The sequence below is a fragment of the Acidovorax sp. DW039 genome, assembly GCF_037101375.1.
Taxonomy (GTDB): Bacteria; Pseudomonadota; Gammaproteobacteria; order Burkholderiales; family Burkholderiaceae_C; genus Acidovorax.
Genome location: NZ_AP029019.1, coordinates 618,978 through 633,322, shown reverse-complemented (window position 1 = coordinate 633,322; position 14,345 = coordinate 618,978). Strand labels below are relative to the sequence as shown.

Annotated in this window: 11 protein-coding genes; all 11 read right to left on the bottom strand. The window is 64.8% G+C overall.

All coding sequences use genetic code 11. The features are described 5' to 3' along the window. Positions 1 to 125 precede the first annotated feature (125 nt). Positions 126 to 1,202 (bottom strand): AbrB family transcriptional regulator, encoded by a 1,077-nt coding sequence (locus AACH87_RS02845; protein WP_338797211.1) that lies wholly within the window; start codon positions 1,200 to 1,202, stop codon positions 126 to 128. 189 nt (positions 1,203 to 1,391) lie between these two features. Then, positions 1,392 to 1,937 (bottom strand): hemerythrin domain-containing protein, encoded by a 546-nt coding sequence (locus AACH87_RS02840; RefSeq protein ID WP_338797210.1) that lies wholly within the window; start codon positions 1,935 to 1,937, stop codon positions 1,392 to 1,394. Between the two features lie 41 nt (positions 1,938 to 1,978). Continuing rightward, positions 1,979 to 2,392, bottom strand: coding sequence for a ribonucleotide reductase subunit alpha (locus AACH87_RS02835; RefSeq protein ID WP_338798830.1), 414 nt, complete (start codon positions 2,390 to 2,392; stop codon positions 1,979 to 1,981). A gap of 160 nt (positions 2,393 to 2,552) precedes the next feature. Further along, positions 2,553 to 3,233 (bottom strand): nitroreductase family protein, encoded by a 681-nt coding sequence (locus AACH87_RS02830; RefSeq protein WP_338797209.1) that lies wholly within the window; start codon positions 3,231 to 3,233, stop codon positions 2,553 to 2,555. A 56-nt stretch (positions 3,234 to 3,289) separates the two neighbouring features. Beyond that, positions 3,290 to 5,749 carry an adenosylcobalamin-dependent ribonucleoside-diphosphate reductase gene (locus AACH87_RS02825; RefSeq protein ID WP_338797208.1) on the bottom strand — a complete coding sequence of 820 codons (2,460 nt, stop codon included), beginning with the start codon at positions 5,747 to 5,749 and terminating at the stop codon, positions 3,290 to 3,292. Positions 5,750 to 5,855: 106 nt separating this feature from the next. Continuing rightward, positions 5,856 to 6,530 (bottom strand): carbonic anhydrase, encoded by a 675-nt coding sequence (locus AACH87_RS02820; RefSeq protein ID WP_338797207.1) that lies wholly within the window; start codon positions 6,528 to 6,530, stop codon positions 5,856 to 5,858. A 26-nt stretch (positions 6,531 to 6,556) separates the two neighbouring features. Continuing rightward, positions 6,557 to 7,489 carry a peptidylprolyl isomerase gene (locus tag AACH87_RS02815; RefSeq protein WP_338797206.1) on the bottom strand — a complete coding sequence of 311 codons (933 nt, stop codon included), beginning with the start codon at positions 7,487 to 7,489 and terminating at the stop codon, positions 6,557 to 6,559. A gap of 27 nt (positions 7,490 to 7,516) precedes the next feature. Next, positions 7,517 to 8,251, bottom strand: a complete 735-nt coding sequence (gene narI, locus AACH87_RS02810) for a respiratory nitrate reductase subunit gamma (RefSeq protein WP_338797205.1) — start codon at positions 8,249 to 8,251, stop codon at positions 7,517 to 7,519. Continuing rightward, a complete protein-coding gene (gene narJ, locus AACH87_RS02805) occupies positions 8,248 to 8,958 on the bottom strand; it encodes a nitrate reductase molybdenum cofactor assembly chaperone (protein ID WP_338797204.1) in 711 nt (236 codons plus the stop codon). Before narJ ends, narI begins: the two co-directional genes overlap by 4 nt. A gap of 22 nt (positions 8,959 to 8,980) precedes the next feature. Then, on the bottom strand, positions 8,981 to 10,504 hold the full coding sequence (narH, locus tag AACH87_RS02800; RefSeq protein ID WP_338797202.1) for a nitrate reductase subunit beta: 1,524 nt from the start codon (positions 10,502 to 10,504) through the stop codon (positions 8,981 to 8,983). A 23-nt stretch (positions 10,505 to 10,527) separates the two neighbouring features. After that, on the bottom strand, positions 10,528 to 14,331 hold the full coding sequence (locus tag AACH87_RS02795; protein WP_338797201.1) for a nitrate reductase subunit alpha: 3,804 nt from the start codon (positions 14,329 to 14,331) through the stop codon (positions 10,528 to 10,530). Positions 14,332 to 14,345 lie beyond the last annotated feature (14 nt).

The window sequence follows — 14,345 nt, the reverse complement described above, 5'->3', positions numbered from 1 at the left end:
TGCCACTGGTTTAGAGCGGCTCACACAACTCTGCGCAGCGACCTTGGCCAGGCGTTCCGTTGCAGGCAGTACGCAGGGTACGACAAGACGGAACAACGACGCCAAGAGAGTTTTGTGAGCCGCTCTTACTCAGCCACAGAAGCCTCCGGGGGATAAAGCCGCCCGTACAGCGGCCCCACCAGAATCAGCACCGCAATCAACCGGCAGACCTGGAAGGCGGTCACCACCGGCACGCCCAGTTGCAGGACCTTGGCGGTGATCGACATCTCGGCAATGCCGCCTGGCGAAGTTCCGAGCACCAGCGTGACCCAAGGCAGCCCGGTGGCCCAGGCCAGAAAAGCGGCAAACGCGGCGCAAATTCCCATCAGCCCGAACGTGCCCAGCGCTACGGTCACCAGCCAGCGCGGCGCAGTGTGAAGAAAATCGGCCCGAAAGCGCACCCCCAGGCTGACGCCGATGAAAAGCTGCGCGGCATTGACCATGAACTGCGGCACGGCCGACAGGGTGATGCTGGCCATGGTCAGCCCCATGGAAACCACCATCGCGCCAATGAACCAGGGGTTGGTGCGGCCCAGGCGGTTCAGCACCAGCGCGCCCGCACCGGTAAGCAGCGCCAGCAGCGCAAAACCTTGCCAGTCCACCTCCCGCACCGTGGGGGGCATGATGTCCAGCCCGTGCTGGCCGCTCCACTGCAAAGCCACCGGAATGGTGAGCGTGACGATCAGCAGCCGCAGGCTGTGCCCCGCTGCTACCAGGTCTGTGCGCGCATGGTGGCGCTCCGCCAGCAGGGTCATTTCTGAAGCGCCGCCAATCGCACCCGCAAAGTAGCTGGTGGCGCGCATCATGGACGCGGGCACGCCATGCATGCGGGGTGCGTGCCAGCGGTACAGCAGGGCACCAAACCCCCAGCCCAGCGCCAGCGCCCACACAATGCCCAGCACAATGGCCCACCACATGCTGCCCACCAGGGCCGTGACCTGAGGGGTGAAATACAGGCCCAGTGCAGAGCCGATGGTCCACTGCCCCAGGTTGCGCAAGGGTGTCCAGCTGGCGGTGGGCAACCCGGTCATGGAGAGAATGGCTGTGGTGATCAGGGGGCCCAGCATCCAGGGCAGAGGGGTGTGCAGTGCCACACAGGCCGAAGCCGCCGCCCAGGCAGCCAGCAAGGTGGCCAGGGCGCGGAGCAAAAACTTCAGAGACATGAAAAACGAACAGGGAAAGCAGGCAACCCCTGAGTATCCGCCCTGGCGCAAAGATGTTCAGAAGGTCAGGATTGCCCAGCCACCATGGCTGCCATCGCCGGGCGGCATGGGTTGAACCAACTGGTAAAAATGATTCCAGCGCTTGATCTAAAAGCGCAATCAGCTATCAAAAGAGTAGCAAAAAGAAAATCAACCCACCCGGCGGCGAGCCGCCATTTCCAGCCCCATGGAATGCAGGTCGCCCGGGGCCAGCAGGGCATGAGCACACGGATACGCCGTGCCCTCTTCGGCCTGGATGTGCGCCTCGTAGCGCTGCGCAAAATGGGCGAACCGGGCTTCTTCGTCGGTGCTGAAGCCTTGTTGCTGCCCCTGGGCCAGAGCCAGCAGCGCACCCCGGGCAGCCGCCCAGTCTTGAGCCATGTGCAAGTGGTCTGCCTGCAGGCGCTGCACCAGCGCTACGACGGAGGGCGCCCCCTCGGCCAGCAGTGGAGGAAACACATGCAACTCTTCATCCTGATGGTGCAAGGGAGCGGCGACGTCAAAGTAACGCAGCACATCGCGTGCCGCCTGACGGGCGGCATCGTCGGCCGGTTGCTCGCGCAGATAGGCCTGCAGGCGCTGCAGCAGGGTCAATGTGCGTTCCACCCGCTCGTGGCATGCCTCCAGCATGGCAAAGGGTTGCTCAAACCCCACTGCGGGGGCGTGGAAGCCGGGCAAGCCAACGGGAGTGCTCATGGGTGAATGGGGAAATGGGGGAAATGTGTCAGGCCGCGTGTTCACACCAGCCGCACGGGCAGGCCCTGGCGATCAAACGGGATGAACGACTCGATGGCACCCCGCTTGATGGATTCCACCATGCGCTGCAAGGGGCCATCGGCATCTGCGCTGGTCGGGGCCTTGTCCAGCGTGCCGGACAGGGCTGCTGCAAACACCATCACCCAGTCCCGCCCCGGAGCGGTGAACTGACGGGCCTCGGCCACCAGCGCATCAAAAGATGGCAGTTCCTGCGGCGTCTTGTCCACACACATCAAGGGCACCAGCGCCCCGCCCTGCCCTTGCTCAAACCGCTGGCGCTGAGCCTGCGTGGCCTCGGCAGGCAGTTCCACCCCCGCAAACACAAACAGCAGGCACTGGGGTTCTGCCTGTTGGCGCGCAGCGGCCAGCAACTCATCAAAGCACGAAATATTCATCATCGTTTCTCTCCGCCCCGATCTCATACGGGGACGCGCAAGCTCATGAAGAGCGGCTCACACAACCTAGCGAATCGGCCCTGGCCAGGCGTTCCGTCGCAGGCAGTACAGGCCGTACGACAAGACGGAACAACAACGCCAGGGGGTTGTGTTCACCGCTCTAAAAACCGGGCAGGATGCCCCGGTGTTCATCCAGCGTACTGACATAGCTACTGGCGGCAGGCCGCAAGCGCGCAGGCTTGCGAGACACCACGGTGCCAATGCTCACAAAACACACGGCCTGCTCATCAGGCCCCAGGCGGAACAGCGCACGCAGGCTGGCGGCCTTGAGGGCCTTGCCACTGGTCAGCGCAGAACCGTACCCCTGTGCCGTGGCCATCAGCAGCATGTTCTGAATGGCGCACCCGGCAGACACCAGGCGCTCTGACAAGTCCACCTCGGCATCGCCACAGGCAGCGTCCACCACGGCCAGCAGCAGCACGGGTGAGCGGTAGGCTTTTTCACGCGCCTGCTCGGTCTGCTCGGGCGTGGCGTCCGGGTCGCGCTCCATCAAAGCCTGGGCAAACACATCGGCCAGCAGCGTGCGCGCCGTGTCGGGCACCAACACAAAGCGCCAGGGCTGCAGCTGGCCGTGGTCCGGCGCATGCGCTGCCGCCTGCAAGATGGCGGCCAGCTCTGCCACATGGGGGCCAGGGCCACCCAACCGCTTGGGCAGGATGGTTTGCCGCGACTGGATCAACGCAGCAGCCATGCCGGCGGTGTCATCCACGGCGGCCATGCCCGAAGCATGGCCGTGACTGGCCGCGTGCGCCGGCTTCAGGGGCCAAGGGATTACAGACATGCCTGCTTCCTCCACATCTCAGCGCCACAACCCAAGGCCTGGCTTACACGGGTGATTCATCCACAGCTCCCCAGGTGCCCGCACTGGGTGCAATAGTCGCACCCGTCCTTGCGGATCACGGCGTGCGCGCCGCATTCGGAGCATTTCTTGCCTGCCATGGCGGGCGGCATGCCCACCGGGGTCTCCGGCTCGTCCAGCGGCAGGGATTGCTGCTCGGGCTCGGCCACGCGCCGGGCCAGGATGTTCTGCACCGCATAAGCAATGGCGGCCACCTCAGAGTCATGCCACATGGGCACCAGGGCTCCATCGGCGCGCTGGTGGGTGCCCAGGCGCACGGGGCCGCGGTCCCACGCCACCTTGCGCATGTCGGACAGCGCCCGCTCCAGGAAGCCCCCGCGCGCTGCCAGGGACAGCAGACGCATGCTGGAGGTGATCCACTGCTGGGATTCACCGCTTTGCCCCACCGGCATGAAGAACTCGATGGCCCTGTCTACCGTGCGGTTGCCCACACCCGTAGGCACGGGCAGGAAGGAGACGATGATGTACAGCGTCTTGTGTCCTTCTTGCGTCCAGTACTCCACTTTTTCTGCCACCGCGTCCAGTCCGCCCTTGGGGCGGCTTTCAATCACCGTGCGCATGGGGTCTACTGGCGGAGCCGCTACTGCAGCAGGGGCTAGCGCAGCCGCTGGAGCAGACACCGGAGCGGGCACGGGGGGCGCGACCTCCAGCACCGAGCCCAGAATGGCGTTGGGCCGGTAGGTGGCCAGGCCCTTCAGGCGCGCACGCCAGGCCTGCAGGTACAGGTCCTTGAAATCCTCATAGGGGTAATCCGCCGGGATATTCACGGTCTTGGAGATGGCCGTATCCACAAAGGGCTGCACCGCCTCCATCATTGCAATGTGATCCTGCGCGGACATGGCCAGGGCCGAGACAAAGTAGTCGGGCAGCGCGTTCACATCGCCGCCCCCGTCGCGGTAAAGGCGCCAGGCATGGTCTTCCACCGCGTACTCGCTGGTGCTGCCATCGGCCTCGCGCTTCTTGCGCTTGTACATCCAGGAAAACGGCGGCTCGATGCCGTTCGATGCGTTATCGGCAAACGCCAGACTCACCGTGCCGGTAGGCGCAATCGACAGCAGATGGCTGTTGCGAATGCCATGCTGGCGAATGCGATCTTGCAGCGCCGCTGGCAAACGGCTGGCAAACGTGCCGGGGGCGAGGTAGCCCTCCGCATGGAATCGGGGGAACGCCCCTTTTTCCTGGGCCAGTGCCACCGAGGCTTCGTACGCTGCATCGCGCATGCGCTCGGCAATGCGTGCGGCCATCGTCCGCCCCTCGGGCGCGTCGTAGCGCAGCCCCAGCATGGCCAAGGTGTTGCCCATGCCGGTAAAGCCCACGCCAATGCGGCGCTTGGCCATGGCTTCGTCACGCTGCTGGGGCAGGGGCCAGAAGGTGACGTCCAGCACGTTGTCGAGCGCCCGCACCTGCAGCGCCACAGCCTGCTCAAAGGCATCAAAATCAAACGCTGCAGCCCCGCCCCGCCCGAACGCATGGCGCACAAAACGCGGGAGGATGATGGGGCCCAGATCACAGCAGCCGTAGGACGGCAGGGGTTGCTCGCCACAAGGATTGGTCGCCGTGATGTCTTCGCAATAGCGCAGGTTGTTGTCCTCGTTGATGCGCCCCAGAAACAGGATGCCTGGCTCGGCAAAGTCGTAAGCCGACTTCATGATCGTGTCCCACAGCTCGCGGGCGCGGACGGTGGCGTACACCCACAGGCCATCGTCCCGCTGGCGGGCTCCCTGGGCCTGCAAGGCTACGCCAGGGCGGACCTTGTGGACCAGGTCCCACGGCGCATCGGCCTGCACGGCTTCGATGAAGGCGTCCGACACGCCCACGGAGACATTGAAATTGTTCCAGCGCCCCGGTGTGCGCTTGGCCGTGATGAATTCCTTCACATCCGGATGGTCGATGCGCAGCACTCCCATCTGTGCACCCCGGCGCGAACCCGCGCTCTCGACCGTGGAGCAGGATTGGTCAAACACATTGATGTAGCTGCAGGGCCCCGAAGCCATGGAATGGGTGCCGCGCACTTCGGCCCCGCGGGGGCGGATGCGCGAAAAGTCATACCCCACCCCACCGCCACGGCGCATGGTTTCAGCCGCCTCGCGCAGCGCCTCGTAGATACCGGGGAATCCTTCATCGTCCACCCCCTGGATGCAATCGCCCACGGGCTGTACAAAGCAATTGATGAGCGTGGCCTGGATGTCGGTGCCCGCAGCACTCATGATGCGGCCCGCGCCGATGGCACCCGCATGCAGGTTGGCCAGAAACAGCGCCTCATACTTTTCACGCAGTTGGGGGGCTTCGACCGAAGCCAGCGCGCGCGCCACACGGCGGTACAGGTCTTCCACCCCGGTTTCGCCGGGCTTGAGGTATTTCTCGCGCAGCACATCCAGGCTGATGGGTTGCAGGGCCGAAGCCTGGGAGGGGATGGAGGGGGGTGTTTCGCGCTTCATGGCTCGGAATGATTGAGGGTTACCTTGTCGGTGGTCTTGCGCTCCGTCAAGAAGACATCAAAGCAGAGACCCGCCTTGGTTGCACAACCTGCGAAGACGGCAATCCCTAATCCAGCAGCACCTGACCATCGTGCTCCACGTAGGGGTGATAGGGCCCAGTGCCGCTGTTGTCAGCCCGTGATGCCGGCACGAAGCCACCCGTCTGCACATCGAAAACATGGACTTCACCATCTTCAATCACATAGTGCCAGCCGTGCAAGCTGATCTGACCACTTTGCACACGGCTGCGCACCATGGGGTACTCCATCAGGCGTTCCAGCTGAAGCACCACGGCGCGCTGCTCCGTGCGGCGCAGCGCCTCAGGGCCGGGCTGCACGGGCAGCAAGGCCTCGCGCCCCAGGTCGAGCCAGCGGTTGAGGTTGGGTGCCTCGGGCGACACCTCACCATACATCGCCTTGATAGCCCCACAGTGACTGTGGCCGCATACGATGATGCGGCTGACGCGCAGGTTGAGCACCGCAAACTCGATGGCGGCGGTGGTGCCGTGGTGCCCATGCGAACCATCGTAGGGTGGCACAAACGCCCCCACGTTGCGCACCAGAAACAGCTCGCCAGGTCCTGCTCCCGTGAGCAGGTAAGGCACCAGGCGGGAGTCAGAACAGCCTATGAACAGCGTGGTGGGGTGTTGCCCCTGATCGACCAGTGTCTGGAACTGTTCGCGGTACTGGGGAAAGGCGTCGTTGTGAAAGCGGCGCAGGCGGTCCAGCAGCTCGTCGGGCATGGGGCAGTTTCCGAAGAAGATTCAGGTCATTGCACCAGAGGAGACTCTGCCGCGTCAAGGTCCACCCCTTCGAACTCCGCACGCCCGGCCAGGACCTGCAGGTACTGGCGCAGCGCGTTCACCCAGGCTTGCTGGCGCAGGGTGAGCGCAATGGCCTGGCGCACTTCCCCAAAGGCGGGCTGTTGTCCGGCTTCGCGGGCCACCACCTCCACCACATGCAGGCCAAAGCGGCTGTGCACCAGGCGGGCCAGCACGCCGATCTCCGTGCCACCAAACACCTCACGGGCAAACTCTGGCGCGCAGTCGGCGCGGGTGAGCCAACCCAGCTCGCCGCCCTGCTGGCCGCTGGGGCAGTTGGACCACTGCGCAGCAGCCTGTGCAAACCGCGCGCCACCATCGTTGGCACAACGCAGTTCGATCAGCAAGGCTTCCGCCCGCAGGCGCAGCTGCTTCACATCGACACCCGGCGTCACGGCGAACAGCACATGGCGCAACTGCGCGCGTTCACCCTGCGCATGCGCTGCCGGGTGGGCCTCGTAGTAACGGCGGCAGGCTTCCTCGGAGGGTTCGGGGATGGAAAGCTCCTGCTCCAGCAGTTGTTCAATGGCGTTCGATGCATCGGTGCTGATGGCACCTTCGACACCGGGCACATCCTCCTGCGACAGCAGCCCAGCCTGCTGAGCCGCTTGTCGCAGCAGCTCGGTACAGGCACGTTGGCGCAGGGCTTCTTCGTCCAGCCCCTCGCGCGCGGAGTTGAGAGCCACGCCGTTGACGCGTGCAATGGTCGCTACAGCGTCCACCGCAGGTGCCGATGGGGTCCGCATGGGCGCATCGGCCAACGTGGCCGCCAGGGCCTCGTAGGCGGCTGTCTGCGTGGGGGTCAGCATACTGGCCGGGGCAGCCGACACGCTGCTATCAGTGGGGCCGCATCCGCAGCCTCCGGTTCCACATCCGCTCATGGTGTGCTCCTTGAAAGTGATGGACGCTCAGGCCCGGCGGTCTTGCGGCTGCATGTGGCCTGCAGGTAGGTTCATGCGGCGTGCGCGCACCACCTGGTAGGGGCGCAGCACATAGGCCAGCGTGCCAAAGCCGCTCCACACATGCACCAGGCGGGTGAAGGGGAACACGAGGAAGATCGTCATGCCCAGGAACATGTGGGCCTTGAAGATCCAGCCCGCCTCAGCCAGCAGCTCTACGCCGCCGGTGCGGAAGGTGACCACGCGCTGGCCCCATTCGGCCAGCTTCATCATCATGGAGCCGTCCAGGTGCTGGGCCGACAGCGGAATGGTGGCCAGGCCGAGGGCCAGCTGCAGCCAGAGCAGGATCAGCAAAACAATGTCGCTGGTCTTGGAGGTGGCACGGATGCGTGCGTCCGACAGGCGGCGGTGCAGCAGGATGGACACGCCCAGGAAGCCGCACAGACCCGCGACCCCACCCGAGACCATGGCCATCAGCTGCTTGTTGCCCGCGCTGATGAAATGCTCGTACAGGACGTGGGGCGTCAACATGCCGAAGGTGTGGCCGAAGAACAGGAACAGCACGCCGATGTGGAACAGGTTGCTGCCCCAGCGCAGGCTGCCGGTGCGCAGCAGCTGGGACGAATCGCTCTTCCACGTGTACTGGTCGCGGTCAAACCGCGCCCAGCTGCCGATGAAGAACACGGCCAGGCAGATGTAGGGGTAGATGCCAAACAGCAGGGTATCGATCCAGGGGGTAGTCATGCTGAGACTCCTTGGGGAGCCCGCTCGGCGCGGGCGTTACGAACAAAGTGCACCGGCTGCCCATCGCGCAGGTTGCCGGGCTTGGACTGGCCTTGTGTGCTGCAGCCACCAAAGGCCTCGGGCTCGGCCCAGACCTCGTCCATGGCAGGTTCGGGCGTGAGGGCGACCGACTGCACGCGCTGGCCTGAGACTTCGAGCACCGCGGCAACCACACTGGCGTAGGGGCTGCTGCGGGCTACCAGCGCACTGAACAAGGCGTTCAGGATGTGCGCCATCTCGCCCAGAAACTCCCGCGCCACTTCGGGCGGCTGGGTGGATGCGAACTCCAGCACCACGGGCAGGTGGTCGGGCAGTTCGTCGGCCTCGAACTGCAGGCCCGCTTTTTCGTAGGTCTGCATCAGGTCGATGAGCGCCGGGCCGCGGTCGCGCGAGTCGCCGTGCACATGCTCGAACAGGTGCAGCGAGGTCTGGCGGCCACGGTCGAAGTTGTCCACGTAGCGGGCTTCGGCTTCCAGCGGGTCCAGCGCGGCGAGGTGCTGGCACACGGCCTTCAGCTCGTCCATGCGCTCGGCCGTGAGGGCCTGCTCAGCCTGCAGCGCGTCGATGAGCTGCGGCATCACGCTGCGCAGCTGCGCATCGGGATAGCTCAGCAGGTAGCCCAGGGCGCGCAGGGTCAGGCGCACAGAGGTCGGGTTCTTTTTGAACATGGTGATTCCTTCCTGTGCGCGATCAGACCGTCGCCTTGATCGGGATGGTGCGGGGCTTCTTGCCGCCGAACATGCTGACCTCGCTGGCGCCATCGGAGCAGCCGTTGCCAAACGAGAAACCGCAACCACCCCGGATGTCGAACGCGTTCTCGGCGTACTCGCGGTGGGCCGACGGGATCACGAAGCGGTCCTCGTAGTTGGCGATAGCCATCACCTGGTACATCTCTTCGACTTCGGCCATAGACAGGCCTGCCTGCTTGAGCACGGCCAGGTTCTGGCGCTGCTCGACATGCTTGTCGCGCTGGTAGGTGCGCATGGCCAGCATGCGTTCCAGCGCGCGCACCACGGGCCCGGTGTCACCGGCGGTGAGCAGGTTGGCCAGGTACTGCACGGGAATGCGCAGCTGCGACACGTCTGGAATCTCGCCATTCACGCCCACGTGGCCTGCATTGGCAGCGGCCGTGATGGGTGAGAGCGGCGGCACATACCACACCATGGGCAGCGTGCGGTACTCGGGGTGCAGCGGAAGGGCCACCTTCCAGTCCACGGCCATCTTGTAGACGGGGCTGTTGCGGGCGGCTTCCATCCAGCTGTCGGGGATGCCGTCGATGCGCGCCTGCTTGATCACGTCCGGATCGTTCGGATTCAGGAAGATGTCGAGCTGCGCCTGGTACAGGTCGCGGTCGCGCTCCACGCTGGCAGCTTCCTGGATGCGGTCTGCGTCGTACAGCAACACGCCCAGGTAGCGGATGCGGCCCACGCAGGTTTCGGAGCACACGGTCGGCTGGCCCGCCTCGATGCGGGGGTAGCAGAAGATGCACTTCTCGGCCTTGCCCGACTGCCAGTTGTAGTAAATCTTCTTGTAGGGGCAGCCGCTCACGCACATGCGCCATCCACGGCACTTGTCCTGGTCGATCAGCACGATGCCGTCTTCCTCGCGCTTGTAGATCGAGCCCGAAGGGCACGATGCCACGCACGCGGGGTTCAGGCAGTGCTCGCACAGGCGCGGCAGGTACATCATGAAGGTGTTCTCGAACTGGCCGTAGATGTCCTTCTGCACATCGTCGAAGTTCTTGTCCTGGCTGCGCTTGCTGAACTCGCCGCCCAGGATTTCTTCCCAGTTCGGGCCCCACTCGATCTTCTCCATGCGCTTGCCGGTGATCAAGCTGCGCGGGCGGGCCGTGGGCGCGGCCTTGCTTTCAGGCGCTGACTGCAGGTGGTCGTAGTCGAACGTGAAAGGCTCGTAGTAATCGTCGATCTGCGGCAGATTGGGGTTGGCGAAGATGCGCATGAGCAGCTTCCACTTGCCACCCTGGCGGGGGGCGATGGAGCCGTCAGGGTTACGCACCCATCCGCCGTTCCACTTGTCCTGGTTTTCCCACTCCTTGGGATAACCGATGCCGGGCTTGCTCTCCACGTTGTTGAACCAGGCGTATTCCATGCCCGGGCGGCTGGTCCAGACGTTCTTGCAGGTCACGGAGCAGGTGTGGCAGCCGATGCACTTGTCCAGGTTCAGCACCATGCCGATTTGTGCGCGAATTTTCATCGTGTTTCTCCTTGTCCTCGGCTTCAGGCGTGCGTGGCCGCGCTGGCGGCGGGCTCGTCGTCGAGCCAGTCCACGCGGTTCATCTTGCGCACCAGCACGAACTCGTCGCGGTTGGTGCCGATGGTTCCGTAGTAGTTGAAGCCGTAGCTGTACTGCGCGTAGCCACCGATCATGTGGGTGGGCTTGAGCACGATGCGGGTGACCGAGTTGTGGATACCGCCACGGGTGCCGGTGATCTCGGAGCCGGGGGTGTTGATGATCTTCTCTTGCGAGTGGTACATCATCACCATGCCGGGGTTCACGCGCTGGCTCACCACCGCGCGGGCCGCGATGGCGCCGTTGGCGTTGAACAGCTCCACCCAGTCGTTGTCCACGATGCCGGCGCTCTTGGCGTCGTCTTCGCTCAGCCACACCACCGAGCCGCCCCGGTTCAGCGTGAGCATCATCAGGTTGTCGCTGTACGTGCTGTGGATGCCCCACTTCTGGTGTGGCGTGATGAAGTTGAGCGCAATCTCCTTGTGCCCGTTGGGCTTGCGGCCCTCCACTTCTTCCAGCGTCTTGAGGTGCACGGGCGGCCGGTAGCTCACAAAGCCTTCCCCGAAGTCGCGCATCCAGGGGTGGTCCTGGTAGAACTGCTGGCGGCCGGTGAGGGTGCGCCATGGGATCAGCTCATGCACGTTGGTGTAGCCCGCGTTGTAGCTGACCTTCTCGCTTTCCAGGCCCGACCAGGTGGGCGAGCTGATGATCTTGCGCGGCTGCGCCTGGATGTCGCGGAAGCGGATCTTCTCGTCTTCGCGGTGCAGCGCCAGGTGCACGTGGTCGCGTCCGGTCTGCTTGCCCAGGGCCTCCCAGGCCTTGCAGGCCACGTGGCCGTTGGTTTCGGGGGCCAGCATCATCACCACTTCGGTGGCGTCGATGTCGCTCACGATGCGGGGCATGCCCTGCGTCACGCCCTCTTCCTTCACACGGCCGTTCAGGTCGCCCAGCTGGCCGACTTCGGTTTGCGTGTTCCAGCCGATGCCCTTGCCACCGTTACCGGCCTTGTCCATCAACGGGCCCAGGGCGGTGAAGCGCTTATACAGGTTGGGGTAGTCGCGCTCGACCACCGTGATCTGCGGTGCAGTCTTGCCGGGGATGAGTTCGCACTCCCCCTTCTTCCAGTCGCGCACACCATAGGGCTGGGCCATTTCACCGGCCGTGTCGTGCATGATGGGGGTGAGCACCACGTCCTTCTCGACGCCCAGGTGGCCCACGCTGACCTCGCTCACGGCCTTGGCGAAGCCCTTGTAGATCTCCCAGTCGCTTTTGGCCTGCCAGGCAGGGTCCACTGCGGTAGACAGCGGGTGGATGAAGGGGTGCATGTCGCTGGTGTTGAGATCGTTCTTCTCGTACCAGGTGGCCGTGGGCAGCACGATGTCGGAGTACAGGCAGGTCGTGCTCATGCGGAAGTCGAGCGTGACCAGCAGGTCCAGCTTGCCTTCAGGGGCCTTGGCGTGCCATTGCACTTCTTCGGGCTTGGCTTCGTCGTGGCCCAGGTCCTTGCCCTGCACGCCGTGGGTGGTGCCCAGCAGGTGCTTGAGGAAGTACTCATGCCCCTTGCCCGACGAGCCGAGGATGTTGGAGCGCCACACGAACATGTTGCGTGGCCAGTTGTTGGGATGGTCCGGGTCCTCGCAGCTCATCGCGAGGCTGCCGTCCTTCAGCGACTGGACCACGTAGTCCTTGGCGTCCATGCCCTTCGCAGCGGCATCCTTGGCCACTTGCAGCGGGCTGGTCTTGAGCTGGGGCGCGGACGGCAGCCAGCCCATGCGTTCGGCGCGCACGTTGTAGTCGATCTGAGCGCCGTGGTAGGCGCGCGCATCGGCCAGGGGCGAGAGGATTTCCTCCATGCCCAGCTTCTCGTAGCGCCACTGGTCGGTGTGGGCGTAGAAGAAGCTGGTGCTGTTCATCTGGCGGGGTGGGCGGATCCAGTCCAGCGCAAAGGCCAGGGCCGTCCAGCCGGTTTGGGGGCGCAGTTTTTCCTGGCCCACGTAATGCGCCCAGCCGCCGCCGCTTTGGCCGATGCAGCCGCACAGCATCAGCATGTTGATGATGCCGCGGTAGTTCATATCACTGTGGTACCAGTGGTTCATGGCCGCGCCGATGATGACCATGGACTTCCCATGCGTCTTGTCCGCGTTGTCGGCGAACTGGCGGGCCACGGTGATGATCTGGTCGCGCGGCACGCCGGTGATCTTCTCTTGCCAGGCGGGCGTGAACGGACGGTCTGCGTCATAGCTGCCGCCAGGTTCTTCACCGGGCAGGCCGCGATCGATGCCGTAGTTGCCGGCCAGCAGGTCGAACACGGTGGCCACGGCCACGCGGCCTTCGATGCCGTCGCCGTGCAGGTCCAGGTGGGTCACGGGCACGCGGCGCACCATCACGTCACCGCCCTGGTCGTTGGCGGTGAAGTTGGGTGCGTGCACGCCGCCAAAGTACGGGAAGGCCACATCCGCCACGTCGTAGGCCTGGGCGCCGTCTTCCATCACCGACAGCTTGAGCTTCACGGTGTTGCCGGTGCGGGCTTCCTTGTTCTCCAGGTTCCACAGGCCCTGGTCTGCGCGGCCGTCAGCCCCCCAGCGGAAGCCAATGGAGCCGTTGGGCAGCGTGACCTGGCCCAGCTCGTCGTAGCCCACGGTCTTCCAGTCGGGGTTGTTGGACTGGTCGAGCTGGCCAGGGAAGTCGCTGGCGCGCACGTAGCGGTCGGGCACCATGGCCTTACGGCCGTCGGGCAGCGTCTTTTCCTTGAGCACCACCAAGAGCGGCAGGTCGGTGTAGCGGCGCGCGTAGTCGTCAAAGTAGGCGCTGCGCCCCTTGCCGCCGTCCTTGAAGTAAAACTCCTTCAGGATCACATGGCCCATGGCCATGGCGGCGGCGGCGTCGGTGCCCTGCTTGGGGTGCATCCACAGGTCGGCCAGCTTGGCCACCTCGGAATAGTCGGGCGTGACGGCCACGACCTTGGTGCCCTTGTAACGCACCTCGGTCAAGAAGTGCGCGTCGGGGGTCCGCGTCTGGGGCACGTTGGAGCCCCAGGCAATGATGTACGAGCTGTTGTACCAGTCGGCCGATTCGGGCACGTCGGTCTGCTCGCCCCAGGTCTGCGGGCTGCTGGGGGGCAGGTCGCAGTACCAGTCGTAAAAGCTCATGCACACGCCGCCGATCAGGCTCAGGTAACGCGAGCCAGCGGCGTACGAAATCATCGACATGGCCGGGATGGGCGAGAAGCCGATGATGCGGTCGGGCCCGTGCTTCTTGATGGTGTAGACGTTGGCCGCAGCGATCATCTGGTTCACTTCGTCCCAGGTACTGCGCACAAAGCCGCCCAGGCCGCGCTGCTTTTGCCATTCGCTGCGCGAGGCATCGTTCTCGACAATGCTGGCCCAGGCGTCCACAGGGCTCTTGGCAATGGCCAGGGCCGCGCGCCAGTGCTTGAGCAGGCGGCCGCGCACCATGGGGTACTTCACGCGGTTGGCGCTGTACAGGTACCAGCTGTAGCTGGCGCCGCGGGCGCAGCCGCGGGGCTCGTGGTTGGGCAGGTCGGGGCGGGTGCGAGGGTAATCGGTCTGCTGGGTTTCCCAGGTGACGATGCCGCCCTTGACGTAGATCTTCCACGAGCAAGAACCCGTGCAGTTCACGCCGTGGGTGCTGCGCACGATCTTGTCGTGCGCCCAGCGGTCACGGTAGGCGTCTTCCCAGGTACGGTCTTCACCGTTGGTTTCGCCATGGCCTTGGGCAAAAGTCTCGCGGGGCTGCGAGAAGTACGTGAGGCGATCGAGGAAATGGCTCATCGGGGGCTCCTTGT

Bases quoted from the DNA above. Each gene is read 5' to 3' on its own strand.
- narH (WP_338797202.1), bottom strand. From the start codon at position 10,504: ATGAAAATTCGCGCACAAATCGGCATGGTGCTGAACCTGGACAAGTGC.
- AACH87_RS02820 (WP_338797207.1), bottom strand. From the start codon at position 6,530: ATGCCCGACGAGCTGCTGGACCGCCTGCGCCGCTTTCACAACGACGCC.
- AACH87_RS02835 (WP_338798830.1), bottom strand. From the start codon at position 2,392: ATGAATATTTCGTGCTTTGATGAGTTGCTGGCCGCTGCGCGCCAACAG.
- AACH87_RS02845 (WP_338797211.1), bottom strand. From the start codon at position 1,202: ATGTCTCTGAAGTTTTTGCTCCGCGCCCTGGCCACCTTGCTGGCTGCC.
- AACH87_RS02825 (WP_338797208.1), bottom strand. From the start codon at position 5,749: ATGAAGCGCGAAACACCCCCCTCCATCCCCTCCCAGGCTTCGGCCCTG.
- narJ (WP_338797204.1), bottom strand. From the start codon at position 8,958: ATGTTCAAAAAGAACCCGACCTCTGTGCGCCTGACCCTGCGCGCCCTG.
- AACH87_RS02815 (WP_338797206.1), bottom strand. From the start codon at position 7,489: ATGAGCGGATGTGGAACCGGAGGCTGCGGATGCGGCCCCACTGATAGC.
- AACH87_RS02795 (WP_338797201.1), bottom strand. From the start codon at position 14,331: ATGAGCCATTTCCTCGATCGCCTCACGTACTTCTCGCAGCCCCGCGAG.
- AACH87_RS02840 (WP_338797210.1), bottom strand. From the start codon at position 1,937: ATGAGCACTCCCGTTGGCTTGCCCGGCTTCCACGCCCCCGCAGTGGGG.
- AACH87_RS02830 (WP_338797209.1), bottom strand. From the start codon at position 3,233: ATGTCTGTAATCCCTTGGCCCCTGAAGCCGGCGCACGCGGCCAGTCAC.
- narI (WP_338797205.1), bottom strand. From the start codon at position 8,251: ATGACTACCCCCTGGATCGATACCCTGCTGTTTGGCATCTACCCCTAC.